Raw genomic sequence first — 24,413 nt, 5'->3', positions numbered from 1 at the left:
GAATGGAACGTTAAACAATCACACATAAGACTTACATGTCACAGCCACGCTTCCTCGATTAGTATTAACTTCCTTATTCCCTTTAACTTGCGCATCTTGTTGATAAAGGCTTCCATGATGATGATAGTCGTTATCGGGAATAAAATCTTGTGGTCTTTGATATTGTCCAATTCAAAGACAATGAAGCGTTTATGCAGCAAATCCAGTTCCTTGTCGGAGTTTAGCAAATAGTCATACTCGCCACCCTTGTAATAAGGTTCAAGCACGTTCAGGAAGTTGTCGATGTCAAAATCCTTTTCCCTGACGTTCTTCTGTTCAAGCTGTCGGCGGTAATCATCCCGGACAAACTCGTAGAACGTGTTGAAACAGGGCGTTACAGACTTGTCACCCGTGATACGTTCGATATAGGCACTTACCGCATTGGACAACGCCACTTCTTCCGACCGCTTGGGGGCTTCATCGTCCCGCTTCCATAAAGTAAGGATAAGGGTTTTTATACTCTCTTTCTTCTCGATGTCAAATACCCCGTCCTCGACATAGAACGGGTTGAACGCTATCGGGTTCTCGTTGGTGTAGGTGAAATAAATCCCGTCCTCGCCGTGCGTACGGTTGTGGATAAGCTGGGACAGCCCCAAGTAACTGTTACCCGTATCTACCAGCAACACGTGCGCCCCTTGTTCGTAATACTGGCGCACCATGTGGTTGGTAAAGAAAGACTTACCCGACCCGCTCGGCCCAAGTATGAACTTGTTTCTATTGGTCGTGATGCCTTTCTTCATGGGCAAATCCGATATGTCGATGTGCAGCGGGCGACCGCTCACCCTGTCCACCATTTTAATACCGAACGGGGAAAGCGAACTCTTGTAGTTCGTTTCTTCCACGAACAGGCAGAGAGCCTGCCCCAAGAACGTGTAGAAACTTTCCTCTGCGGGGAAGTCCGCCTCGTTTCCGGGTATGCCCGCCCAAAAGAGCGTGGGCGTATCGACCGTGTTGTGGCGTGGCTTGCACTCCATTAGCGCAAGCTGGCTTCCCACATCGTTGCGTATGCGTTTGAGTTCGTCCCTGTCATCGCTCCATGCCATGACATTGCAGTGGCAACGCACCGAGATAAGCCCCTTGCTGTGAGCTTCGTTCAGGTACTCGTCTATCCACTCCTTGTTCACTTGGTTGGCACGGGAGTAGCGGGAGAGCGATTGCATATTCCGGGCGGTCTGCTCGAAGTTCTTCAGGTTTTCGGCGTGGTCGTCTATGAAGATGAACTGATTATAGACGTGGTTACACGACAATAGCACGCCCACCGGGGCGGCAAAACTTAACCTGCAATCGCTTCTGTCGGTGGAAAGTTTCTCAAATCGGCAGTCCGTCCCGACCTTTCCGGGCAAATCTTCCACGTCCGAGAGCGTATGCAGGCACAGTATATCGTCCCCGACACGCATTTCTTCCGGGTACAGCCCGATGTCTTTCAGGCAGGTGGTATCTGTCTGCGAGAGCGAGAAGTATTTCTCGATGATGCCCGCCTTACCGTCCTGCCCGGTGATTTCCGATGCCGCCAGCCGGGTAAGGGTGACAAAACCGCTGTCGTTCATAATCCTTTCAAACTGCCCGACTGCTTCGATGAACTTTGCAGCCGTTTCCTTGTCGGCTATTTCCTGTGGGACAATCCTGCCCCGGCATAGGGTGGAGAAGTCGCTCTGTCGGCGGCTTCTCTCCCTTGTCGTTTTCGTTAGGAACAGGTAGCAGTAATGGTTCAGGAACGGGCGTTCATTGAAATGCCGTTCAAAGGAGCGGCTTAAAAAACTAAGCTCGTCCCTTTCCGTGTCGGGCTGGTAGTTCTCCTTGATGAAGAAGTCCTGCTTGTGTACTATGGAGTAGTCGGGCAGCACCTTGATTGCCTTGTACCATGCCGAATGTATGGCTTCGTACTCGGCACTGGTGACGGTGAACAGTTCGGGCAGTTCCACCCTGAAAGCCACCGTTATGTCCGCATCCTTTGAAATGATGCAGCCGTTCTCCACCGCCAAAAGTGGAAATTTCCTTTCCAGCGTGGTAGCCTTTAATGTATTCCTCATGTTCTTTCTTCCTTTCTTCTTTTGTAGGTGAATAATCGGGGTAACGCCTTTCGGCTGATAATGAAGCGTGGGTGTCTTTTGCGGGCGGCAGCTTTCATCAGCCCGTGCGTGCCGTACCGTGCGTTGAGCCGGAACGTCTGCCACACGAGCAGCAGCGAAGCCGACACGATGAAACCGATACATAGCCACTGGTTCACGCCTGCCATGAACAGGACGATGAACACCACGAAGACGGCGAGCAAGCCGCCGCAAAAGATAAAGAGGTACTGGCTTTTCAGCCCCTTGAACTCCACCGGCTTTCCGATACCCCTGTTTACCGGATATTCAGACATAGCTGCCGTTTTAGAGGAAGAACGAACGCAGGATAGTGGCGGCGACAATCAGGAAGATGCACGCCCCGAACCAACTGGCGGCGGTCTTTGAGGTGTCGGGGTCGCCGCTTGAAAATTTGTTATATACTTTTACCCCGCCAATCAAGCCGCAGACCGCCCCGATTGCGTACACCAGTTTTGTGCCGGGGTCAAAATACCCGGTGATTAGGTTCGTGGCTTCGGTGATGCCCGCCTGCCCGTTGCCCTGTGCGTAGGCACTTACCACGGCGGCAAGGAGAGCCGCCGACAAAAAGAATTTCTTTTTCATTACGAATAGATTTTTAATGCCGGGGCAGCGGGTGGATAGTCCGCTGTCACCCGGCGGATGAATAATTTGAAATTTTAGTGGTTGCGGCACGGATGCCGTCTGTTGGTTTTCAGGTTGCCAATCAACCGTAGTCACGTTGCTTCATATTGTTATACATTATTATATTATAGGAAATCGTTCATGTCGAACGCTTCGTGTTCCTTGCTTGCATCGCCAGTTCCGGCAGGGACAGCAGCCGTAGCCAGTTCCGCTTCGTTGCGTCCCAGCAGTTCCGCCACCTTTTCCAGCCCGCCGTTGATGTTCTCCACCACCGCATCGTAGAGGTTCGTCCCCTCAATGCTTGCCAGCGTCCCGGCGGCTTGCCGTTTCTCCGCTTCGGTGGGGTTGTCGGCGTTCGCCGTGCGTACCGTTTCGCCCAGTTCGTCAAAGCTCACGCCCGTAGCCCGCCCGGTATCATCGTCACCGTCCATGTACCCGGCTATTTCCTCGTCCTCGTAGTCGGGTTCGTCATTCTCGTAACCGGGCGTTTCTTCCGCTTCGGCTGCTGCTTCCGAAATGTTTTCTTCCGACTGTCCGTCAGCTTGCGGCGCAAAAATAGTATCATTTTCAGCCGCTTGCGGGAGGTGTCCCGATTTGTCCTGCGCTGTCCCAATTAGTCCACCCTTGTATCGGCTTTCACCTATCAACGTGTAGCCGCCCACTTGTTTTTGCGGAAGTGGTGCATCATTCGCCTTGTCCGTTGGTGTATGGTTGTCGGCATGGCGATACCAAATCCATAGGGCGATATAGTACACCGCCAGCCCGGTAAGTATGCAATAGACCACCATAGCTATACGGGTTTTTGGAAGTGACTTTCATACAGGGTGTTTATCTCGTCTTGGTACTGCTCGAAGTGGCGCAGCAGAATGTTCTCCACGTAGCTGCTTACCGTCACCTTTCGCCCGCCTATCACCGTCACGATACGCATCAGCTTCTCGTGCGTGGTGCGGCTCACGTACAAGGGCTGTCGGTCTGCCAGTTCCACTTTCTGAAAGTAGGTTTCCCGGTAGTCACCCGTGCCGCCCTTGCGCTTGCGGTTTGTCGTTTTCTCCACCCGCACCGTTTCAGTCTGCCGTCCCTCGTGGGCGGTTTCCGTTTCGCCGCCGGGCTGCGGTGCATCATCCGGCTGGCTCTCCCGCTTGGCGGGTACGCCCTGCGAGATAAGTTCTTTCATGAAATCCTCGTCTATCTTCGGCATCCCGCCGCTTTGCTTTGCCATATCATTGTAATTTGATGTAGTACGCTATTTCGGTTATCAGTTCTTCCAAGTTGCTTCCCCTTACCAGCGGGCGGCTGGCGGGAAAGAGCGTGGAACGGAACACTGCCTTTTTATCCGCCACCAATTCCTTTTTGTAGCGTTTGGTGTCGGGGATAAAGGTTTTCATCAGCGGCAGTTCCAGTTCCTTAATCGTCTTGTCATAGGCGGCGTAGAGGTCTGTTTTCTCCCGCCCGTCCACCATGTTCCAAAAGAGGTACAGCCCGGCAAGTCGGCAGGCTTCATTCTTCACCAGCAGCTTGTGGATAGCCACCGCAAACGACAGGCTGCTTTCCAGCACCACCTTGTCGGCTGAAATGGGGGTGAAAATGTAGTCCATACCCGCGAGGGAGTTTATCACGCCCTCGCTGTTCACCGTGCCGGGCAGGTCGAAAAACACTATATCCGGCACGTGTCCGGCGGCTATATGTTCATCAGCCGTTGCAATCGCCTTTTCGGGCGAACTGCACAGCACCGGGTAGGCTTTCTTCCCCAGCCGGGTAAACTGTTCATACGCCATGCGCTTGTAATCTTCATCAGCCCCGACCTGCTCGGCATCCCGCTTGCGCATCCCGGCAATGGAGTGTTGCGGGTAGTCGCAATCGACCACCGCCACATCGTAGCCTTTGAGGTAGTATAGGTAACTCGCCGCCAGTACGGTAAAGGTTGTTTTGCCGACCCCGCCCTTTTGGGTGGAAAAGGCGACATAAAGGGGTGTTTTCTCGTTTTCCATATTGCTTTCGTTCATTATTGGTTGATAGATTTATTGTTTTCAATCATTCAGTCTTTCATTCATTCTTTCCATATTGCAATCTTGAAATATTGAAAGACTGTTTTATTTCAATCTTGTTTTCTTGCTTTCATTCTTTCTTGAAATATTGAAATCCTGCAATCATGCTTTCAATCATTCTTTCCTGATTGGAATATTTCTTTCAATCTTGCTTTCAATCTTGAAATCCGATGCAAAAAAAAGGAGAAAAAACGTCCCCTGAAAACCTTGTCCCGATTTGTCCTGCACTGTCCCGATTTGTCCACCAACCACCTATTTTACAGCTTTATAAATCACCGTTACTTTGCAGCGGAGTAACGAACCGCAGGGGGCAGGGGTGTAAAATCAGGCTGGTGCATAACCGGGCTTACCGTTTCACGCTAACCCCAATCCGTCCGTGACGGATTTCGATTTTCGTCAGAAAATAGCAAGGTGTGTTTTGTATGCTACAAAACCGTTTTCCGTGCCTGAAAACGCCTTGCCCCTTGCGGGGGTAAAAATCACTCCGAAGTCGTAATTTTTTAATCCAAAGAAGCATGGAAACAAGAAAACCTAACAAGGGCGGTCGCCCCGCCCTCGCAGACCCGGCGAAGCATCGCCATGTCCTTTACCTGAACGACCGGGAGAATGCCCGCTTCCTCTCGCAATGGGAACAGTCGGGCGTCACGAGCAAGTCCCGTTTCATCGCCGCCCGGTTGTTCGGCGAGCCGTTCCGGGTGGTGAAAGTGGACAAATCGGCGGTCGAGTATTGCGCCCGGCTGACCGAATTTTACGCCCAATTCAGAGCGGTAGCGGTCAATTACAACCAAGTCGTAAAGGCGTTGCACAGCAACTTTTCGGAGAAAAAGGCACTGGCTTTTCTCTATAAACTGGAGAAAGCGACCACCGAACTGGCGATGTTGAACCGTCAGGTTATCGACCTGACAAACGAGTGCAAGGAACTATGGTTGCCAAAATAAGCACGGGCGGCAATATGTTCGGCGCACTGGCGTACAACCAAAACAAGGTGGACAGCGGGGAAGCAAAGGTGCTTTTCTCCAACCGGATGCTGTTAAGCGAGGACGGGAATTTCTCTATCGGCGAGTGTATGCGCAGCTTTGAAATGCAGATGCCCGTCCAGCTATCCACCAAGAAGCCGATACTTCATATTTCCATAAACCCGCACCCGGAAGACGTGCTGACCGACCAGCAGCTTTCCGACATTGCCAAAGAGTATATGCGGAAGTTGGGCTATGGCGACCAGCCCTATTTGGTGTACAAGCATACCGACATCGACCGCCACCACATCCACATCGTGGGGTTGCGGGTGGACGAGAACGGCAAGCCGCTGAATGACAAGTTCGAGCATCGGCGCAGCAAGCAAATCACCCGTGAACTGGAAAAGAAATACGGGCTGCACCCGGCAGAGCGAAAGGAACGTGCCGAACGCCCGGAACTTAAAAAGGTGGACTATGCCGCCGGGGACGTGAAGCACCAAATCGGCAATACCGTGAAAGCGGCTTGCTATGGCTACCGCTTCCAGTCGTTCGGGGAGTACAAGGCTTTGCTTGCCGCTTACAACGTGTGCGCCGAGGAAGTCAAGGGTGAAGTGAACGGCAAGCCCTATCAGGGCATTGTCTATTCCGCCATGAACGACAAGGGAGAAAAGGCGGGCAACCCGGTAAAGGCTTCCCGCATCGGCAAGTCGGTGGGTTATGAAGCGGTGCAGCGCAGAATGGAGAAATCGGGCGAAGCAATCAGGAACGGGAAACTGAAAGAGCGCACCCGGAAGATTGTAGCCACTGCCATGCAGACCGCCCGCAGCCGCAAGGAACTGGAACAACAGCTAAGGAAGCAGGGTATTGACGTGGTATTCCGTCAGAACGACAGCGGGCGCATCTATGGCGTTACGTTCATCGACCACGACAGCCGGGTGGTGCTGAACGGTTCACGCTTGGGCAAGGAGTATTCGGCGAACGTGTTCAACGAACGTTTTTCGGGCGAAACCGGAAAGATGCACCAGTCAGAAGTGGAAACACAACAGCAATACCAGCCCACGCATCAGGAACAACCGGGGTTCATGCCGAAATCCGACATCGTTTCGGGCGTGGCTTCCGTGCTGGGTGCGTTCGGTGGATTGCTGGGCGGCGGTGCATCAGGCGGTGACGAGCCGCAGGACACCGCCCGCCAAAAGAGAAAGAAGAAAAAGAAGCGCACAAGGCGCATCGACTAACTTAAAAAAACATTACAATCATGCAACAGGAAGATGATTTGAGAGGGCTTGCACGGGTCATGGACTTTATGCGGGCTGTCAGTATTCTATTCGTGGGAATAAACGTGTACTGGTTCTGTTACTCCACCCTGAAAGAGTGGGGAGTGACGTTTGAAGTGATAGACAAGATACTGTGGAACTTCCAGCGCACGACCGGGTTGTTCTCGTCCGTCCTTTGGACAAAACTTTTTGCGGTGGTGTTCCTCGCCCTGTCGTGCATCGGCACTAAGGGCGTGAAAGAGGAAAAGATAACGTGGGCGAAGATACATTGCAGCCTTGCGGCGGGTGTCGTGTTGTTTTTCCTGAATTGGTGGCTGCTGGAACTTCCGTTGCCACACACGGCGGATGCCGTGTTTTATATCGCCACGCTGTCGGCGGGCTATATCTGTATGCTCATGGCGGGTACATGGATGTCCCGGCTGTTGAAGAACAACCTAATGGATGATGTCTTTAATACAGAGAACGAAAGTTTCCAGCAGGAAACAAGGCTTATCGAGAACGAGTATTCGGTAAATCTGCCTACCCGGTTCTACTATAAGAAGAAATGGAATAACGGTTGGATAAATGTCGTGAACCCGTTCCGTGCCAGCCTTGTGTTGGGTACGCCGGGTAGTGGCAAATCGTATGCAGTGGTAAACAGTTACATAAAACAGCAAATCGAGAAAGGTTTTGCGCTTTACTGCTATGATTATAAGTTTCCCGATTTGTCGGAAATCGCTTATAATCATTTGCTTAACCACTTGGACGGGTATAAGGTAAAGCCCAAATTCTACATTATCAATTTTGACGACCCCCGCAAGAGCCACCGATGCAACCCGATAAACGCCAGCTTCATGTCGGACATTGCGGATGCCTACGAAGCCAGCTACACGATAATGCTTAACCTCAATCGAAGTTGGATAAGCAAGCAGGGCGACTTCTTCGTGGAAAGCCCGATTATTCTTTTGGCGGCTATAATTTGGTATCTCCGTATCTATCAAGGCGGTAAGTATTGCACGTTCCCCCATGCCATTGAACTATTGAACAAGAAATACGCCGATGTATTCACTATTTTGCGCAGTTATCCCGAACTGGAAAACTACCTTTCGCCGTTCGTGGATGCTTGGGAATCAGACGCTCAAGAGCAGTTGCAGGGGCAGATTGCCAGTGCGAAAATCCCGCTTTCAAGGATGATTTCACCCGCTCTTTACTGGGTAATGACAGGTGATGATTTCTCGCTGGACATCAACAACCCGAAAGAGCCTAAAATCTTGGTTGTCGGCAACAATCCCGACCGTCAGAACATCTATTCGGCGGCACTGGGATTATATAACAGTAGAATAGTGAAGCTGATAAACAAGAAAGGTCAGCTTAAAAGTTCGGTGATAATAGACGAGCTGCCAACGATTTATTTTCGTGGGCTTGACAATCTGATTGCAACCGCCCGAAGCAACAAGGTGGCGGTTCTGTTAGGCTTTCAAGATTACAGCCAGCTTACCCGTGACTACGGGGATAAGGAAAGCAAAGTAATTCAAAATACTGTGGGTAATGTGTTCAGCGGTCAGGTAGTCGGTGAAACGGCGAAAATCCTTTCCGAGCGTTTCGGAAAGGTGTTGCAGAAACGGCAGAGCATGACAATCAACCAGCGGGAGAAGTCCACCTCGATAAGCACCCAAATGGACAGCCTGATACCCGCCAGTAAAATATCCAACCTCACGCAAGGCATGTTCGTGGGGGCAGTAGCAGACAACTTCGATGAACGGATAGAGCAGAAGATTTTCCATTGTGAAATCGTGGTGGACAATGAAAAGGTGAAGCAGGAAACCGCCCGTTACGTGAAGTTGCCGCAGATAATCGACTTCACCGACAAGGACGGCAACGACCGGATGCAGGAGGAGATACAAGCCAATTATGACCGCATCCGTCAGGAAGTCCGGCAGATTGTCGAGGACGAGATAACACGGATTAAGAACGACCCGGAGCTATGCCACTTGATTAAGGAGGAAGAATAGCTGTATATAATAATGTATGGAGTGAAGAACAGCCGATGTAGCTTTACGGTTGTTCTTCATTTTGCTTTTTGGTGCGGTAGGCTTCAAAACGCACTAATATTTCGTGCAGGTTCTTCAATGCTTCCACAGCCTTGCCTATCGGCGGCATCTTGCTTTTGTCGAAAGTCAGTTTCTTCAAATCGGTAGTGTACGCCGTAGCCACTTCGGGCAACGCCATGACCGCTTCGGCATCCTTGAATATCGGTGCATCAGCCAGCGACAAGTGCGAACGGGAGTTTTTGTTTAGTCCGTCCTCTATCGTCACCCGGTACATGGCATCCAAGAAATCTTCCGAATGTAGGTAATCGTTATATTCCTGATTGTGGTAGAGTGCCGACAAGTCGTAAACGTCACGGATATGCTTTGCCAACAGTGCGGCTGCATCCTCATTGTAAGACAGCTTTACCAGCCTTGAAACCTTGTCGCAGATAGTCTTTCGGGGATTGATGCACTGCGTTTCAAAACTTCCCAGCCCGTAGGTGCTTATCAGTTCCTCTTGCCCGATACTTTCAAGAAAGGCGGTCACAATCGGTTTGATAACCTGCTTGTCTGCCGGGTAGAACATCCGTTTTTTGTCCGGCAGGTCACAGGATTTTATCTCTACTTCCAAATGCTCTTTTAGTCCCACACCCTGAAATACATTGTCATACGAGAAATACAGTTTGCGGTAATTACCGCCCGTTTCCGACAAATCTTCCTTGTATATGTCACTGTTAAGTTCGGCTATATATTTGGAAAGTTTCTTGTTCAATGTCTTTTCAGCCTGCTTGGACGCACCTTTGTCACCCGTGAACACGAACAAGTCCAAATCTTCCGAGAAGCGTTCTATCAGCCCGTAGGCTTTGGAAAGTGAAGTCCCGCCTTTGAAGTAGGTCTTATCCGCATATTCGGACATGGAAATATCCCGCAGTATCTTCGATACCCAGTAATCCTTTTCCACGTGCGACTGCTCGTAGCCGAAATGTTCAGCCGCCAGTGCGATGATTTCCTTGAACGCTTCCTTGTCCGAATGTAAATTCATATTTCTGTCCTATGCCGTTTTATAATCCAAGTTGAACCGTGTCGTGGGAAGAATGGTCTTTGCCATTTCTGTTTGCAATACGGTTTGTCTGATGTCGCCCAGTATGTCCGCCACCACCTTTCTGACACGTGGCGGGTAACTTTTCGCCAAAGATACGATTTTTTCCAGTTCCGGCAGGCTGTACCCGTTGAAATATTGGCTTTTGACCCGGTTGTAGATGTCCTGCCCGGTTGTTCCGGGTATGCGCTTCATGTCCTTTATCGCATCGAGCAGCCGCAAGTACGGGACAAGGCTTTCATCCGGGTAGTCCATGCAGTAGGCTTTCACGCACTCTATATCCAAGTTCTTGAAACGGAAACGGCGAACCGGGTTAGGAGTGGCTATCGTTATGGTTGTGGCAACCTGTTCGGTCAGCCCCATTTTGTTATAGATGTAAGCCCCCGTGATATAGCCGTTCAGTTTTTCAGTCAGGTAGCGGAACTGTTCATCCTGATAGACAGGCAGCTTTCCCAGCCCCAGCACTGATTTCTTGGGACGGTAGTACGCCCCCTTTTCAACCCGTACCAGTACCCCTTTGCGGCTCTGTTCGGAGAGCAGCACCGCAACATTGGCGGTCTTTTCCGTTTCAAACGATAAATCCCGGAACGTGAATATACGCCCGGTATCTATCCGTTCAATCTGCCCAAGTATCTCTTTTCTGAATGAAGCCATATTTATGTCCTTTGTTTCTATATGCAAAGATAGTATATTATGTAATCACCTGCAAAAACATAACAAAGATTTTGCCGAAGATGTTTTCTTTTTGTCGTGTCACCTGATAATAGGAGAATAACGGAAACTCAATCAAAGGCTTGCCATACGCTTCATAAACGCTTCACAAATGGCTCACAAGTATAATGCGATTTTTGTAAAACTGTTGATTATAAGCCGAAAACAATATATACAAATGGCTCACAAATGGCTCGTTTAAAGCAAGCGATTAACTTCGGTCTGTACCCGTTTTAAATCTCCAACCAACAGTTGGAGATTTACCGCACCCGGATAATTTCAAGCTCCGCAGGACAGATTCGGGCATCCCTTGCCCCCGTTTTTAGTCGCTATCTGTAGACTGGACTATTATTATACCATTCAATAATCAAATCATTATCGTTATTATGGACATTTAAAGTGAAAAAGATATTCCTATAATGATTAAAGCAATAGATGCAAATATGTATCTATATCTTTTTGTAGAAAACATTGCTCCTATACAAGAGATAGATACAGCAAATTGCATACATTTTAAACTTAACTCTGTAGTCTTAAATATACACATAGACAAAAAAGATAATGCCAAAACAAATAGTATAGCATTCAATATATATTTCAGTTTCATATTCCTTTGATTTACATTGACCTTATTAGCAGTAGCATATAAATTGCTCATCCTAACCCAATAACCAATCCTATACAAAAGAACAAGGTGAATCTCTTTTCCTTGTGTTTCAGCCCATAGACCAGCCCGATAATAGCACATAAAGGAATATTAGATGAATCTGCATTTTTTCCTTTATTTACAAGGTATTTATGACTTTCTTTGCTCAATTTGCAAATCTCACGGTTCTCATTGTTCTGTTGTAGCATACATTTATGCAACTTAATGTTCCCATGATTCAGTTTAATCTATTTTCTCTAATTCAATTGTAGCTACTTTCTCTTTATCTGGACTAATTTCATTCTGTATAATGGTTATATGTTTTTGGGTATAGCTTTTGATAATCCAAGGGGCTCCACCCAAATATAAAGCATTGCTATTAAATGTGATATATTTCCCTTCTATTGTATAAGTAATATCAATTTCATCGTAACCTTCCCAATTTACTTTCCCTTTCCGAGTATCTACAAATTGCATACCGACCCCCATATTTTGTACTGTCCAAGCCTCACAATGCCCTGTTCCACGCCATGAAGTCTGATAAAGTGCTTCGGGGGTTAATTCATTTGTCTGTTCATTATCATCGTCGCAGCTTATAAAGCTGAATGTACAGAGGAATAGCATAAGTATTCCAAGAATTTCTTTTGTTTTCATATTCTTTTTTTTAATCTCTTGTTTAACTCATTCAATCTTTATTTTGTCTCTTCGTTGAACCAACCAAAGATAAGACAAAGATAAAAAGAAGAATTCTTTGGCAGATTAAGATACTCTTGGAATATTGTTATGAATGTAAATTTCTAAACCTATGTTTATTTTTTGTTGTCAAAACTTTGCTTGCGTCTGATTCGGCTCATGTGTATGGGTGTAATTTTAAGGTAGGATGCTATTTCTTTTAGTGATACCATTTGAAGGATTGCAGGGCATTTTTTTAAAAGTTGGAGGTAACGCTCTTCCGGTGTGAATCTGAATAAATCCAAATAACGTGAATATGATTGGAAAAACATCTGTTCGGCTGCAATACGGGCTATCCGTTGGTTTTCATTATTTTCCTTGAATTTTTGCTGTAAGAATGTAGAAGAACAGATGTAAATCTCGCACGGGATTATCGCCTGTATATTCAATTCTGATTTCATGCCATATAAGCAAGTGGGATAATCGGCTATAAATTCATTTGGAAAGGAAAAACCGACATTATACGGCTTGTTTTCTGTCCGGTTGGTGCAACTGTATTTGACTACGCCTGATAAGATAAACCCGAAGAAAGAACAGGCATCACCTTCATGGAGAATAAACTCATTCTTTTTATAATGTCGTAACTCTCCATGTTTCAGACACAACTCCTTGAAGAAGTCTATGTCTATGTTACTCATATATGAATTGAATTCGGCTATCATTTGTATATAAGAGAAATGTATAAAAAATATCTGAATTTCCATGTTTGGAGTTTAGTCTGTTTTTTGTCTATATATCCAAACCGTACTAAACTTTTTTCTGTTGACTGCAAGATATAAGTACTGGCGAAAAGAGTAAGAATAAAAGGTATTTCTTTTTGACAGTATTACTTTTAATAATTTGAGGAGGAAATAATACTCTAAGTAAAGGCTTATTCTACCGTCCGAGAGCTTATTTTGCTCCAGCTTGGGGTTTTCTTTCGTTTTATTTTCTAACATTGCCATTGTTTAGAGGTTTTATCTCGATTTAGGTGCCGTAACCGGGTAATTACACTAAATAGTTGATTTTCTTTTGTTTTCTGCGGATGCAAAGGTACAAAAGAAAATGATATTTCAAAGTGTACTGAATAACAGAAAATGGCAAAAATAGAGAAAAACAGAAAATATTCAAATGACTGATAATAAGAAAGATGAATTATTTTTATTCTATAATCTCCATGTCTTGTATCGGCATTGGCATTGGGTGGTAAAGAAGCAATAGATAACATCCATATTCTAAAAACTATTCCCTACATAGAAATGTCACTCCAATCTATCGGGGATTTGAAACGAGTGCAATAACAGATTACTAACGAAGCGCGATGACGCTTAAACAGTGTTCCCCGCTAATCCATTAAAGGGTTCACATATGGTTCATACTCGAATGATTTTCTTTTGCAAAATATGCAAATTACTTGAGTTTTAGCTATTTCAAAAAACGACCAAAGGGTTCACAAAGGGTTCATCGAAAGAGAGTGAAATCATTCACTCTCTTTTTTTATGCCCTTTTCAATTCTGCAACCAATGGTTGCGGAATTTCATCCCACCCGGACAAATCGGGACACCGCAGGACAAATTCGGACAGCCCTTGCCGCCCGTCCAAATATAGCATATTTAGTCGCTACCTTTGGGCGGGACTATTCCCGTAACCACTAAAATTCCAATTATTTATGGCAAACAGAATGACCCCGCCCGCAGAGGGGCAGGAAAAAGACGTGCTGCTGGTCTTGGATAAACAGCAGGGCAAGGTGAGTGCCGTTAAGGGTATCGACAAGGAGGGCAATTTGCAGACCGTGCCGCCGACACACGGCGGCGAGTTCATGCAGGTGGACAAGAACAGCGATGTGTTCAGCAACTTCATTTCCAACTTCTACCGCAAGTATCAGGACACTTCCGGGCTGGAACTGTTCAGCGTCAAGGCTTCCGAAGCGGAGCGGGACGCAAAGGCAATCGAGGACAACCACCGCAACCCTACACCGGAGGGCAACAAGCGGGCTGAAATGCTTCGAGTTCCGAAGCCCGACTTCCACGAGTTCAAGCAGGGCTACCGCTTCGACCCGTCAAAAATCGACTGGGAGAACCTGAAAAAAGTCGGCATCACCGCCGACACCCTGAAAAACACGAAGGACTTCGACCGGGTGATGCGTGGCTACAAGTCCCGAAATACCTACACCGTTTCGGGGACGGTGGGCGGCTTCTACCTCAAACCTACCGATGTCAAGCTCTCTTTCTATCAGGCAAAGGACGGCACGGTAATACCCAAGCTGCACGGCGTGCAGCAGGACGAAAAGCTGTTGCAACGCCCGTTCCATGAACACGGGTTCACCAAGCAGGAACAGGGCAACTTGCAAGGCACTGGCAACTTGGGCGGCATCGCTGAAATCAAAGACCCGAAAAGCGGCGAGCAAATCCCCGTGTTTGTCAGCCGGGACAGGTACACGCACGAACTGGAATACATGCGGGCTGACAAATGGAAATGCCCCGATACAATCTGTAACGTGCAAGTCAGCCCGGAACAGAAAGCCGCCTTTGAAGCCGGGCAAGCGGTGAAAATGGAAAACCTGCAATTCAGGGACGGCACGAAGCGCAGTGCCTATTTGCAGGTCAGTGCGGTGGAGCGTGGCTTGGAGTTCCTGCCCCGTGCCGCCGTCCAGTTCTTGCAGCAGGGACAGCAGCCCGCAGAACAGCAGGTAGCCGGGATAAAGGACGGAAAGGGCGTTGAGTTCAACGGTCATGTGCAGCCCGGCGTACAGGGCAAATCCCCCGACAAGGTGCAGCCGAAAGACGTTACCCCCGCCGCCGAGAGCCGGACGCAGGTAGCGGTCAATTCGGGGGGCAAGACCAACGAAGCCACCAAGCAGGGCAAAGAGCCGCTGAAACAGGGTCAGGACAAGCCCACCGCCAAGCAGAAAGAGAAGCAGGACAAGGCGCAGGACAAGAGCCTGAAAGCGGACAAGCCCAAGAAGTCCAGAGGAATGAAAATGTAGTACCCACCTTAAAAAGTAAAGAATTATGATTGCATTGATAGCAGAGAAGCCCAGCGTGGCAAAGGACATCGCCCGCATCATCGGTGCGACCGGGCGTAATGACGGTTATCTTTCCGGCAACGGGTATATGGTGACATGGGCGTTCGGCCACTTAATCCAGCTTGCCATGCCGGAAGCCTACGGCGTGGCGAACTTCCGCCGGGAGAGCCTGCCCATACTGCCGCCCGATTTCCAGCTAATCCCCCGTCAGGTGAAAGCGGAGAAAGGCTACAAGGCAGACCCCGGCGTGCTGAAACAGTTGAAAGTGATAAAGGAAGTGTTCGACCAGTGCGACCGGATTATTGTCGCCACCGATGCCGGACGTGAGGGTGAGTTAATCTTCCGCTATATCTTCCATTACCTGAATTGTCGGAAACCATTTGTGCGCCTGTGGATAAGTAGCCTTACCGACAAGGCAATCCGTGAGGGGCTGGATAACTTGCAGCCGGGAGAGCGTTACGATAACCTCTATTTCTCTGCCAAGTCCCGCAGCGAAGCGGACTGGCTGATAGGGATAAACGCCACCCAAGCGTTGAGCGTTGCCGCCGGGCAGGGGGTGTTCTCGCTGGGCAGGGTACAGACACCCACGCTCGTGATGATATGCAGCCGCTATTTGGAGAACAAGAATTTCGTACCCGCCAAGTTTTGGCAACTCAAAGCGGCGACCGCCAGCGGGGGAATAAATTTTACCGCCCAATCGACCGCCAAGTGGGAACAGCAGCCCGAAGCCATAGCCGCCCTGCAACGGGTAAAGGATGCCGGGCAACTTGTGGTTAAATCCGTTGAGAGGAAAGAAGCCTGCCAAGAACCGCCGCTTTTGTACGACCTTACCACGCTGCAAAAGGAAGCGAACACGAAGCTGAACTTCTCGGCTGACAAGACGCTTTCCATAGCGCAAAGCCTGTATGAAAAGAAAGTGATGTCCTACCCGAGAACCGGAAGCCGCTATATATCGGAGGACGTTTTCGATGAAATGCCGGAGCGTGTCGCCCTGCTGGGGCAATACCCCCGCTTTGCCGGGTATGCCGCCGGGCTGGACGGCACACCCCTGAACCGCCGTAGCGTGAATGACGGCAAAGTGACCGACCACCACGCCTTAATCGTTACCGAGAACCTGCCCGGCGAACTCTCCAAAGACGAGCGGGCGGTTTACGAGCTGGTAGCCGGGCGTATGCTGGAAGCCTTTTCGGGCAAGTGCGTGAAAGACGTTACCACCGCCATATTGTCGGCTGGAGATACCGACTTCACGGTAAAAGGGGCTGTGATGAAAGTAGCAGGCTGGCGTGCCGTGTTCGGCGAGCAGGAAACGGGCGGGGACGAAGAAGCCGCCAGCCTGCCGCCACTTCAAGAGGGCGAAAGCCTGCCGATTTTCAACGTGGAACTGTTGGAGAAGCAGACCAAGCCGAAACCGCTGCACACGGAAAGCAGCCTGCTTGCGGCAATGGAAAACGCCGGAAAGGAACTGGAAGATGCCGAACTGAAAGCCAGCCTGAAAGATGCCGGGATAGGCACACCCGCCACCCGTGCGGCGATTATCGAAACGCTGTTCGCCCGCCAGTACATCGTGCGTGAGAAGAAGAACCTTGTGCCTACTGACAAGGGGCTTGCCGTTTACAAGATTGTCAAGGACAAGAAGATTGCCGATGTCGAAATGACGGGTATGTGGGAAACCGCCCTTTCCAAGATAGAAGCGGGCAGCATGGATGCCGATACGTTCCGAAAGGGTATCGAGGTGTACGCCGCCCAAATCACGGCGGAACTGCTTTCGGTACAATTATCTGTTGCGGGCGGTGAAACCTGCCCCTGCCCGAAATGCGGTAGCGGACGCATCCTGTTCTACCCGAAAGTGGCGAAGTGTTCCAACGTGGATTGCACGCTTACCATATTCCGCAACAAGTGCGACAAGCAGCTTTCCGACAAGCAGATTGTCGAGTTGGTGACGAAACGCAAGACCGGGCTAATCAAGGGCTTCAAGGGCAAGAACGGCAAGGCTTTCGATGCTTCGCTGTTGCTGGACGAGCAGTTCAATGTCGGTTTTTCATTCCCCGAAAAGAAAGCGAAACCGAAGAAATAGCCTATCTTTGCCACTGAAATTTCATTGTGATAGGTTTTACAACTTATAATAATTGAAATTTTAGTGGTTGCGCCCGGCGGGAACCGGGCGCATTTTTTTATACGCTCCCGCCAAACAGGTAGGTCGAACAGACCACCCCGTTATCCAGCACCCTGCTTTCCGAGAGTTTCCAATGTGAGCCGAATGTTTCCCCGATAAAGCCGATGCCTTTGCCCGCCATGACCGGGACGGTGTATATTGTCAGGCTGTCCAGCAACCCGGCTTTAATCAATGAAGTAAGCAGCTTACCACCGCCCACCACCAGTATGTCGGTTTCCTGTTTAAGTTCATAGACCCTTTGCAGCGGTTCTTCGGTCAGGAACTCCACGCCGCAGTCCGGCGTCACGTTGGTGTCGTAGTGTGACACCACAAAAGACCGCTTGCTTTTGTGCGGCCACCCGCCCCAGTGTTCAAAGATGTAGTTGTAGGTGTTCGCCCCCATAAGCAGGCAGCTTGCGGCGGCGTGTTCCCTTGCCGCCAGTTCCTTGACCTCACGGGGCATCCAGTCCAGTTCATAGTCCGGTGTGGCGGTATGCCCGTCCAGCGATACGGCGATGTGCGCTTTGATTTGTTCCATATTGTCAGGTATTAAAGTGATATAAATCCCTACTGTCTTTGCACGTTAGCCGCCACCTCAAAAAGAAAGCGTGGCATGACGCTGTTTCAAAGTAGAGGTACTGGCATACCCAAATGTGGAAACAGTGCAGCCACGCTATGACAAACGCATAGCATATCCTGCGCTGAATATCCCCACATTTTGAAAAGTGCCAGTTTTCTACTTTGGGACGTTCGGCGAACGTATATGTTATATATAAAGGCAATATTCCGGCAACCGCCGTCCAACTGCCGTTACTTTTTTCGTGTAACTTCTGCAAAGTTAAGCAAATACCCTGAATTTTCACGTGCAAACAGAAAAAATCCTGCCGTGTTTCACAACAGGGCAGGACACAAGCACATGAATTACACAAGTTTTATCCATACGTTTATGGACAACCTGTGTTCCATCGAAGATTATATGAACCGATGACAAAACAGCTTTGGTTCGCCGTGTCTTTGGTGATGATGTCCCTTTCCCGCATGAAGCGGATATAGCTCTTTGCGGTGCGTTCCTTGATGTCCAAGACCTGCTGCAACTGCTCGCAAAGGTCTATGTAGGTGATGCGTGTCTGCCGCCCGAAGATGTCACGTGCGACATTCACCAGTTCCCTTTCCTTGCGTTTCTCCTTTTCCTCACGGGGCTTCTCGCCCTTGTACACGTGCATCCCGGCTTCCTTGTCCCATGCAAAGAGCATCAGCGGCACGTCCAGCGGGCTTCCGTCCCTTACTTTCAGGGCTTTCACTACCGACTGGGCGGGTTCATCGTCTTTCTCTATCGAAAGGATTGTAGCCGCCTTGCGCTGCAACTCGCTGCCCAAATGTCCCCGCAGCTTCAAACCGTTGGGGACGAAATGCAGCACGCACAGAATACACGTGTTGTAGATGCCAGCCAGCCGATAAAGTTCATCTATCACCGCCACGCTTTCCGCTTCATCGTTGGCACTCTTAACAAGGTCGGCGATGCCGTCAATGACGACCAACTGGATGCCGCCGTACTGGTAGTAGAACTTATCCATGCTCTGCACAATGGCGTTCAAGCGTTCCTTGCGTGACATACCCGTCAGGCAGAACGCTTTCAGCTCATCGGGTTTGTCCGGCTGTTTGGCACGTGCCAGCAGGTTGCTTACATTCTTGAACAGTTGCACTTCCGACTGTTCGGTATCATAGAGCAAGACCGCCTTGTGCCTGCCGTTGGCGGTTATCTGTACGCCCAGTGTATCTACTTCCGCACCAGCCGGGCAGATGCAGCCCGCCACGATTGCGGCTACATAATTGCTCTTGCCCGTTCCCTCGCCCCCGGTGATGCCGAACAGGTTGCCTTGTGTTCCTAACGGAACGTCACCCGCCGAAATAATCTCTTGCGCTTTGGCGGGCGGGTTGTTGAAATCTATCTCGCATGATTTAAGCATAATCAATGTGTCGCTATACAGGTTGTCTAAAAATTCGATAAACAGTTTCAGGAAATCTTCACGGGTGTTCCCGGCTTTGAAGTAGTCGGATATGTCCTTTTCCTCTTTCGTTCCCGGAAGCGGGAGCAGCAGGCGTTTCACGCCAAATTCTTCCAATAGTTTTTCCTGCTTGCGTGAGCTTTCCCTGCCCGTCTTGTCCATGTCAAAGAGCAGGACGATGTGCTTGAAGCGGAACGTCAGCCGATAAACCAGCGTTGGCGGTATCGTCACCGTTTCACTGTTGAAGCAGATAGCGTGAAAACCATGCGCCGCCAGCGAAAGCACGTCTTTCTCGCCGCCCGTGATGAATAGCGTGTCGCCTTTGGCGGGCAGTTGCTCCAGCCCGAAACAGTAGTTTTCGCCGAAGCTGCCGCCATAGAGGAAGCGGGGCGTGGAGAACGGGCGGTACAGCTTGATGTACTGTTTGCCCTTGTAGCCGTACATGGGTTCTGCCACCGATGAAGTGTAGGTGTACGGTTTGCCCTCTGCCGTTTCGCTGTTGTATTCCCGGAGCGAGCAGACCTTGTAATGTTCCAGCAGTTCGGGCGTGATGCCGTACTGTTGCCAGTACACCAGTTCGGCAAGCGGAAATTTCTGTTCCCGGAACTGGTAGGGCTTGACGGGCTTTTCGGGCTTTTCTTCGGGTTTGTCCGGCTCTGCCCGGCGGACGGTTGCCGGGGGAACGGAAACCGGAGTGCCGGAAGCCAGCCCCAAGCCCAAATCCCGGTCGATGATTTCCAGTATCTCCACGAAGTCAGCCGCCCGGTTGCAGTCCAGCCCCTTTAACTGCCCCACGAGGAAGAAGCAGTCGCCGCTGTAACTGTCGTTGCCGAAGTCTTTCATCTTGTAGATACCGCCCCGGCGGTCGAAGTAGATGTTGCAGGAAGCCTTGCTGTCCTCGTACAGCGGGTTAAGGAAGTTGCGACCTATGCGCCAGTTTCCGGGCAGGTAGTGTTTGAATACCGCCAGCCCGTTACTTGTTCTTTCTAAGATTTCCTCTTTCCTTAGCATACAGTTGGTGGTTGGTTATCAGGTTGTCGATGTTCTCTTTGTTGCTCCTAATCAAACGTTCTTCCAGCATCCGGCGTATCTCGCTGACCTTGTAGAAATAACGTCCCCTGATGTTGGAATAGGCGATAGTCCCCGATACCCGCAGGCGTTGCAGGGTCTTTTCGCTTATTTTCAGGAACGTGCAGACCTCGTAGCTGTCCACCCACATATCTTCTTCACTTTGTTTTGCCTTTTCTACATGATTGAATATGTAATCGGCAATGGCAGTAATTTTGTTGTCCAGTTCCTTGTAGGCTTTGGACTCGAATGTTATTATTTCCATAATGGTAACTAATTGATTTGCCGCAAAGTTCGGGTGTCCTGAAAAATAAAACGCCACAGGCGAACCCACCTGTGGCGAAATAAATTTTGTTAAAGAACGGTTGCCTAATCCTGTTCCCTCATGCGCAGCAGCAACCTGTCTTTCAGGGTGGAGAGGAAGCCTGTGCGGTCTTTGGTCTTGGCTTTGAGTTCCATGTAGGTATGGTAGAAGTCGCCGAGGTCGATGTCGAAAACGTATTCAAAATAGGCTACAATCTCCTTAATATCAACCGTTCCCTTGTTCAGACAGCCGCAGGCGTCCAGTGCATAGACAAGCTCCACCAACGCCCTTTTCGTCCCCGTCCAGCGTAGCACCTTTCCTGTGAAGCCGTTCTTCACCCGCTTGCGCTGTTCCCGGCGTTCCAGTTCGTGCAGTCGGTTGGTGAGGTATATTTCCAGCAGTTCGTTGGCTAAAATCTTGGCTACCTTGAAGTCGTGACTGGTGCTGAACTGTGGGTCTGTTTCGTAATAGAAACTGTCCACAATGATTTGTATGTCAGGCTTCCCACGCATGAAATACTGCCTGTCCAAGTAGGTGGCTTTCGTGCGGTGGTACTGGTAGAACGCCAAGTTCCGCTGGAACGACTTTGAAATCCGGTCGGTTTCCGACAGCAGGTAGTCCCGCTGCACGTCCTCGCTGCCGCTGGGGAAGCGCACCTCTATCTTGTAAACGGTGTTGTAATAGATGATTTTGCTCGCTAAAAGCGGTTTCAGTTCCTTGAAGAAGTGTATTTCTTCTTCCGTGCTGGCGAACGGGTAGGAGATTATAAAGGTTTTGAGTTCGCCCAGTATCTCTTGCAGGTAGTCCACGCACAGGCGGCAGAGCGTCAGCGTGTCCGCTGCGGTGTCCTCGTATTCCTGTATCTGCCATTCCACTTTTTGAAGCAGTCCGGCGAAGTATGTTTCCAACGGTATCTTATGTTCCATAATCTTGTGCTTATCTTTTATGAAGCACAAAGTTACGGGCATAAAAAATCTGTTTTATTCTTGATTTTTCACATTACGTTCTTGTAACTGTGCATTTTCTTGTTTCCTGCGCTTTTCTGCGTATTTCTCCGGGGGTATCTAAAAGATACGCCTTGCAGAAGTCGTTCAGGTTCGATGTCGATGCGAACCCGGTGGTGAACGCCACTTCGGTAAGCGTGAGGTTTGTGTTCATCAGGTAGTGTTCCACGTCTTTTACCCGTTCCTTTATCACCCATTCCTTAGCCGTGTACCCGGTCATTTTCTTTACCTTTCGCCGGAACGAGCCGTATTCCATGCCGCATTTGTCCGCCAGTTGCTCGGCATCATAGACCATGTAGCCTTTCAGACGTACCATTTCGGTGAACGTCTGCCTGCCCAGTTCCGGCAGCATCCGTTCGGCGTGGCGCAGCTCCTTTTCCGTCACCAGCAGGCGGTTGTCCCTTACCGGGTTTCTCCGCAGCAGGTGGAAAGCGTGGCATACCGTGTTGTATACGTTGCATAGGTACTGCCGTCCCGGTCGCATCCAGTGGAGCGCATCGCAGTAGGCGGTCAGTTCGGGTATGTCGTCCCGCTTGCGGTGCTGTTCCGCCAGTTCGTCCAGTATGGCGTAATGTGTGGTGGACATACCCAGCAGAATGATGATTGCCTTGTAGTCCTTGTACGCCGCCAGTGTCGGCGTTTCCGGCAGGCTTTTGAGCGTGTCGCACACGTGGGCGCACAGCCGCCCGTCCTTGCTGAACGGTTCAAGTTCCAAGTAGTTGTCCATTTTCCGGCTGTTGTGCAGCAGCCATGTTACCTTTTCGTCCAGTTCCTTGCAGGACGCTTCCAACTCCGCTTCGGGAGTGGGAAGCAATAGTGGTGTAATCCGTTGTTCCATATCTGAATAAATTGATTTGTTTCCTGTACGTTACCCGGTAGCCCATAGCCAGACCTTTTGGATTAGCCGCCAAACCACGTGATAAAGGAACATGGCGGCAAGCATAAGAAAACCTGCCCGCAGGAAATATTCTTCAATGCGTTGCCAAACGCTCGTTTTTCGTTCGGGCATCAGTATGTCCGCCACTTCCTCAAAGGTCTTGCAGGCGAAAATCACTTGCCGGAACTCGTCTGCGCTGTTCCAGCATTCTTCCTTGAACCACCGTGTCTTGGGGTATCGTTCCGCTACCAGTTCTTGCAGTTTCCGTAACGGGAACGGTTCGGGGTTGTCCCCGTACTCGTATTCAATGGAAATCACACGTCCCTGCATCCTGATACAATATCCCAACATCCCTTGCCACTTCACTTTGTGCGCCCCCTTTTCAACATATTTCGTCCCGGTTGCATCCACAACAATGTAGTTCTTCCGCTTCTTCAACAACTTGGTATTGGTCGTTGTGTACAGTTCTTCCTTGCGAAACACGTATATCATGTTGCCTTTGGGGGCAAAGCTGAATATCGGGTATTTTAGTTGGGCTTTCATTGTTAATAGTCTATTGTTTTATAAAAGCAAAATAAAGCAGGGTAACACCTGCCACAACCCCGAAAAAGATACAACCTGTAATAATGAAAGCCCAATCGAGGTAATGGAAATCAAGTTCTTCAAAAGGAATGGCGGCTTTCTTTATATATCTGTTCCATACCCATATTAGAACTTTTCCAAATCTCTTTGCTGTGATAAGGCTACTCATATTGTTCTTTGGTTTTCAAGCCGGATAAGCAGAAAATAACCGCATACTATTATTAATACTCCAATTCCCAAGCCGATAACCCAAAACAACCAACCCGGATATTGGAATATCATATCCTTGTATTTGAATTTCTTCTTTTTAATCAGTCTGTACCAAAGCCAAACTGTAATTTTCCCAAGATTATAAAAGATAGTAGGCGAACTCATTGTTTATTTAATGGTTAGCAGGGAACGACTTGCCGTTATCCTGCGTTGTTAGCTGTATCTATTTTAGAAAATCCAAATCAAAATAATATTGATTGTCATTCTTCGGATTTATGTAAATCGTTGTCATTTCATAGTGTTGCAATAGTATTTCCAATGAAACTTTTTCCTTCAAGATTACATCACTGCGAAATGTTTTTGTCTTTCCATTGTATTTGGTTGTGTACGTTACGGTGTATATTGTAGTGGACACGATTTGTTCACTATGATAAATGTCAGGGAATAAATAGCCACTGACACCATTCCAAAATTGGATTTCCCATGTATGGAATATCCGAAAGATAGGCTCTTGCATCCTTGATTTCTTGGTATTCCATTTCTGTGTAGTGACTTTACATTGGTTTAAATCAACAAATAATTGTATTCCATACCTTTTTATTTGTTTTGTAGCCTGTTTTACTCTATATTTATAAATAGTATCACCAATAAGTCCGGAATTTAACCAAACAACCAATAAGATAGCTCCTGATATTCCAATAGCATACCATTTTGCAGCAAAGCAAATGCCCACACCGAATACATAAATCCAAATAAAAATAAATCCAAGTATTCTCAATATTTTATTCTCATAGATTTTCATGTCATATAATTACATCTAATGGTTTGGAAAGGAACACCATTCAGGGGTTATCTTTCCTTGTTACCAATGAATTTACTTTTATATATAGCGTACTCTACTGTGTAAGTAGCCAGCTTCACGCCCAAGAACATACCTACAAGCAATATATATGCTACTAAGCAATATTGATTATACAAGAGGTCTTT

General features: G+C 48.8%; 22 protein-coding genes and 1 pseudogene. 5 read left to right on the top strand and 18 right to left on the bottom strand.

Annotated features, from left to right (window positions below; genetic code table 11):
- Positions 1-44: 44 nt before the first annotated feature.
- From DWW91_RS10390 to DWW91_RS10365, 6 genes and pseudogenes are all read right to left on the bottom strand, one after another.
- A pseudogene (locus DWW91_RS10390) lies at positions 45-2,069 on the bottom strand (TraG family conjugative transposon ATPase); the annotation flags it as partial.
- Complete coding sequence (locus DWW91_RS10385; protein ID WP_009291848.1) at positions 2,066-2,401, bottom strand: DUF4133 domain-containing protein; 336 nt, start codon at positions 2,399-2,401, stop codon at positions 2,066-2,068. The pseudogene DWW91_RS10390 and the gene DWW91_RS10385, both read right to left, overlap by 4 nt.
- 10 nt (positions 2,402-2,411) lie before the next feature.
- On the bottom strand, positions 2,412-2,708 hold the full coding sequence (locus DWW91_RS10380; protein ID WP_016276706.1) for a DUF4134 domain-containing protein: 297 nt from the start codon (positions 2,706-2,708) through the stop codon (positions 2,412-2,414).
- A gap of 164 nt (positions 2,709-2,872) precedes the next feature.
- Positions 2,873-3,535 (bottom strand): hypothetical protein, encoded by a 663-nt coding sequence (locus DWW91_RS10375; protein WP_025077254.1) that lies wholly within the window; start codon positions 3,533-3,535, stop codon positions 2,873-2,875.
- Positions 3,536-3,537: 2 nt separating this feature from the next.
- Entirely contained in the window at positions 3,538-3,966 is a 429-nt protein-coding gene (locus DWW91_RS10370) for a DUF3408 domain-containing protein (protein ID WP_016276704.1), read from the bottom strand.
- Position 3,967: 1 nt separating this feature from the next.
- Entirely contained in the window at positions 3,968-4,750 is a 783-nt protein-coding gene (locus DWW91_RS10365; RefSeq protein WP_025077255.1) for a ParA family protein, read from the bottom strand.
- Between the two features lie 557 nt (positions 4,751-5,307).
- On the opposite strand from DWW91_RS10365, the gene mobA reads away from it, so the two are divergent.
- From mobA to mobC, 3 genes are read left to right on the top strand one after another with little or no spacing between them, the layout of a single operon-like run.
- Positions 5,308-5,730: a conjugal transfer protein MobA gene (gene mobA / locus DWW91_RS10355; RefSeq protein ID WP_004315083.1), complete on the top strand. Its 423-nt coding sequence runs from the start codon at positions 5,308-5,310 to the stop codon at positions 5,728-5,730.
- Positions 5,715-6,983 carry a conjugal transfer protein MobB gene (gene mobB, locus DWW91_RS10350; RefSeq protein WP_085959338.1) on the top strand — a complete coding sequence of 423 codons (1,269 nt, stop codon included), beginning with the start codon at positions 5,715-5,717 and terminating at the stop codon, positions 6,981-6,983. Before mobA ends, mobB begins: the two co-directional genes overlap by 16 nt.
- 20 nt (positions 6,984-7,003) lie before the next feature.
- Positions 7,004-9,013, top strand: a complete 2,010-nt coding sequence (gene mobC / locus DWW91_RS10345; RefSeq protein ID WP_117700624.1) for a conjugal transfer protein MobC — start codon at positions 7,004-7,006, stop codon at positions 9,011-9,013.
- Positions 9,014-9,056: 43 nt separating this feature from the next.
- Here mobC and DWW91_RS10340 read toward each other — a convergent pair whose 3' ends face one another.
- The 4 genes from DWW91_RS10340 to DWW91_RS10315 all read right to left on the bottom strand — a co-directional run bounded on the left by DWW91_RS10340 (position 9,057) and on the right by DWW91_RS10315 (position 12,923).
- Positions 9,057-10,073 (bottom strand): nucleotidyl transferase AbiEii/AbiGii toxin family protein, encoded by a 1,017-nt coding sequence (locus DWW91_RS10340; protein ID WP_070753201.1) that lies wholly within the window; start codon positions 10,071-10,073, stop codon positions 9,057-9,059.
- Between the two features lie 9 nt (positions 10,074-10,082).
- Positions 10,083-10,784: a DUF6088 family protein gene (locus DWW91_RS10335; RefSeq protein ID WP_011202384.1), complete on the bottom strand. Its 702-nt coding sequence runs from the start codon at positions 10,782-10,784 to the stop codon at positions 10,083-10,085.
- A 946-nt stretch (positions 10,785-11,730) separates the two neighbouring features.
- Complete coding sequence (locus tag DWW91_RS10320) at positions 11,731-12,141, bottom strand: hypothetical protein (protein ID WP_004309979.1); 411 nt, start codon at positions 12,139-12,141, stop codon at positions 11,731-11,733.
- Positions 12,142-12,296: 155 nt separating this feature from the next.
- A complete protein-coding gene (locus tag DWW91_RS10315) occupies positions 12,297-12,923 on the bottom strand; it encodes a Crp/Fnr family transcriptional regulator (RefSeq protein WP_004309980.1) in 627 nt (208 codons plus the stop codon).
- A 944-nt stretch (positions 12,924-13,867) separates the two neighbouring features.
- On the opposite strand from DWW91_RS10315, the gene DWW91_RS10290 reads away from it, so the two are divergent.
- Together DWW91_RS10290 and DWW91_RS10285 are read left to right on the top strand one after the other, a co-directional pair.
- Entirely contained in the window at positions 13,868-15,184 is a 1,317-nt protein-coding gene (locus DWW91_RS10290; RefSeq protein ID WP_118023847.1) for a DUF4099 domain-containing protein, read from the top strand.
- 25 nt (positions 15,185-15,209) lie between these two features.
- The gene (locus tag DWW91_RS10285) at positions 15,210-17,297 is read left to right on the top strand and encodes a type IA DNA topoisomerase (protein ID WP_118023846.1); all 2,088 of its coding nucleotides are present in this window, start codon (positions 15,210-15,212) and stop codon (positions 17,295-17,297) included.
- Positions 17,298-17,394: 97 nt separating this feature from the next.
- Here DWW91_RS10285 and DWW91_RS10280 read toward each other — a convergent pair whose 3' ends face one another.
- From DWW91_RS10280 to DWW91_RS10235, 8 genes are all read right to left on the bottom strand, one after another.
- On the bottom strand, positions 17,395-17,913 hold the full coding sequence (locus DWW91_RS10280; protein ID WP_118023845.1) for a dihydrofolate reductase family protein: 519 nt from the start codon (positions 17,911-17,913) through the stop codon (positions 17,395-17,397).
- A gap of 406 nt (positions 17,914-18,319) precedes the next feature.
- Complete coding sequence (locus tag DWW91_RS10270; protein ID WP_118023844.1) at positions 18,320-20,392, bottom strand: bifunctional DNA primase/helicase; 2,073 nt, start codon at positions 20,390-20,392, stop codon at positions 18,320-18,322.
- On the bottom strand, positions 20,355-20,714 hold the full coding sequence (locus DWW91_RS10265) for a helix-turn-helix domain-containing protein (RefSeq protein WP_004309986.1): 360 nt from the start codon (positions 20,712-20,714) through the stop codon (positions 20,355-20,357). The genes DWW91_RS10270 and DWW91_RS10265 overlap by 38 nt, the downstream gene beginning before the upstream one ends.
- A 104-nt stretch (positions 20,715-20,818) precedes the next feature.
- Complete coding sequence (locus tag DWW91_RS10260) at positions 20,819-21,721, bottom strand: RteC domain-containing protein (protein ID WP_118023843.1); 903 nt, start codon at positions 21,719-21,721, stop codon at positions 20,819-20,821.
- Between the two features lie 31 nt (positions 21,722-21,752).
- Positions 21,753-22,595: an AraC family transcriptional regulator gene (locus tag DWW91_RS10255; protein WP_117945572.1), complete on the bottom strand. Its 843-nt coding sequence runs from the start codon at positions 22,593-22,595 to the stop codon at positions 21,753-21,755.
- A 30-nt stretch (positions 22,596-22,625) separates the two neighbouring features.
- Positions 22,626-23,177, bottom strand: coding sequence for a hypothetical protein (locus DWW91_RS10250; protein WP_117721671.1), 552 nt, complete (start codon positions 23,175-23,177; stop codon positions 22,626-22,628).
- A 10-nt stretch (positions 23,178-23,187) separates the two neighbouring features.
- Positions 23,188-23,385 (bottom strand): hypothetical protein, encoded by a 198-nt coding sequence (locus DWW91_RS10245; RefSeq protein ID WP_117721672.1) that lies wholly within the window; start codon positions 23,383-23,385, stop codon positions 23,188-23,190.
- A 264-nt stretch (positions 23,386-23,649) separates the two neighbouring features.
- A complete protein-coding gene (locus DWW91_RS10235) occupies positions 23,650-24,228 on the bottom strand; it encodes a hypothetical protein (RefSeq protein WP_117721674.1) in 579 nt (192 codons plus the stop codon).
- Positions 24,229-24,413: the final 185 nt, after the last annotated feature.

It is taken from the genome of Parabacteroides sp. AF17-3 (assembly GCF_003635445.1).
Lineage (GTDB): Bacteria > Bacteroidota > Bacteroidia > Bacteroidales > Tannerellaceae > Parabacteroides > Parabacteroides goldsteinii.
Note: the sequence above shows the minus strand (reverse complement) of the source record. Positions and strands in the feature narration are given on the sequence as shown.

What these genes read in the sequence shown, in the direction of transcription:
- mobC (WP_117700624.1), top strand. Translation starts at nt 7,004, where the DNA reads ATGCAACAGGAAGATGATTTGAGAGGGCTTGCACGGGTCATGGACTTT.
- DWW91_RS10315 (WP_004309980.1), bottom strand. Translation starts at nt 12,923, where the DNA reads ATGGAAATTCAGATATTTTTTATACATTTCTCTTATATACAAATGATA.
- DWW91_RS10235 (WP_117721674.1), bottom strand. Translation starts at nt 24,228, where the DNA reads ATGAAAATCTATGAGAATAAAATATTGAGAATACTTGGATTTATTTTT.
- DWW91_RS10290 (WP_118023847.1), top strand. Translation starts at nt 13,868, where the DNA reads ATGGCAAACAGAATGACCCCGCCCGCAGAGGGGCAGGAAAAAGACGTG.
- DWW91_RS10365 (WP_025077255.1), bottom strand. Translation starts at nt 4,750, where the DNA reads ATGAACGAAAGCAATATGGAAAACGAGAAAACACCCCTTTATGTCGCC.
- DWW91_RS10270 (WP_118023844.1), bottom strand. Translation starts at nt 20,392, where the DNA reads ATGCTAAGGAAAGAGGAAATCTTAGAAAGAACAAGTAACGGGCTGGCG.
- DWW91_RS10380 (WP_016276706.1), bottom strand. Translation starts at nt 2,708, where the DNA reads ATGAAAAAGAAATTCTTTTTGTCGGCGGCTCTCCTTGCCGCCGTGGTA.
- DWW91_RS10370 (WP_016276704.1), bottom strand. Translation starts at nt 3,966, where the DNA reads ATGGCAAAGCAAAGCGGCGGGATGCCGAAGATAGACGAGGATTTCATG.
- DWW91_RS10285 (WP_118023846.1), top strand. Translation starts at nt 15,210, where the DNA reads ATGATTGCATTGATAGCAGAGAAGCCCAGCGTGGCAAAGGACATCGCC.
- mobA (WP_004315083.1), top strand. Translation starts at nt 5,308, where the DNA reads ATGGAAACAAGAAAACCTAACAAGGGCGGTCGCCCCGCCCTCGCAGAC.
- DWW91_RS10265 (WP_004309986.1), bottom strand. Translation starts at nt 20,714, where the DNA reads ATGGAAATAATAACATTCGAGTCCAAAGCCTACAAGGAACTGGACAAC.
- DWW91_RS10385 (WP_009291848.1), bottom strand. Translation starts at nt 2,401, where the DNA reads ATGTCTGAATATCCGGTAAACAGGGGTATCGGAAAGCCGGTGGAGTTC.
- DWW91_RS10375 (WP_025077254.1), bottom strand. Translation starts at nt 3,535, where the DNA reads ATGGTGGTCTATTGCATACTTACCGGGCTGGCGGTGTACTATATCGCC.
- DWW91_RS10340 (WP_070753201.1), bottom strand. Translation starts at nt 10,073, where the DNA reads ATGAATTTACATTCGGACAAGGAAGCGTTCAAGGAAATCATCGCACTG.
- DWW91_RS10260 (WP_118023843.1), bottom strand. Translation starts at nt 21,721, where the DNA reads ATGCCCGTAACTTTGTGCTTCATAAAAGATAAGCACAAGATTATGGAA.
- DWW91_RS10255 (WP_117945572.1), bottom strand. Translation starts at nt 22,595, where the DNA reads ATGGAACAACGGATTACACCACTATTGCTTCCCACTCCCGAAGCGGAG.
- DWW91_RS10250 (WP_117721671.1), bottom strand. Translation starts at nt 23,177, where the DNA reads ATGAAAGCCCAACTAAAATACCCGATATTCAGCTTTGCCCCCAAAGGC.
- DWW91_RS10245 (WP_117721672.1), bottom strand. Translation starts at nt 23,385, where the DNA reads ATGAGTAGCCTTATCACAGCAAAGAGATTTGGAAAAGTTCTAATATGG.
- DWW91_RS10320 (WP_004309979.1), bottom strand. Translation starts at nt 12,141, where the DNA reads ATGAAAACAAAAGAAATTCTTGGAATACTTATGCTATTCCTCTGTACA.
- DWW91_RS10280 (WP_118023845.1), bottom strand. Translation starts at nt 17,913, where the DNA reads ATGGAACAAATCAAAGCGCACATCGCCGTATCGCTGGACGGGCATACC.
- mobB (WP_085959338.1), top strand. Translation starts at nt 5,715, where the DNA reads ATGGTTGCCAAAATAAGCACGGGCGGCAATATGTTCGGCGCACTGGCG.
- DWW91_RS10335 (WP_011202384.1), bottom strand. Translation starts at nt 10,784, where the DNA reads ATGGCTTCATTCAGAAAAGAGATACTTGGGCAGATTGAACGGATAGAT.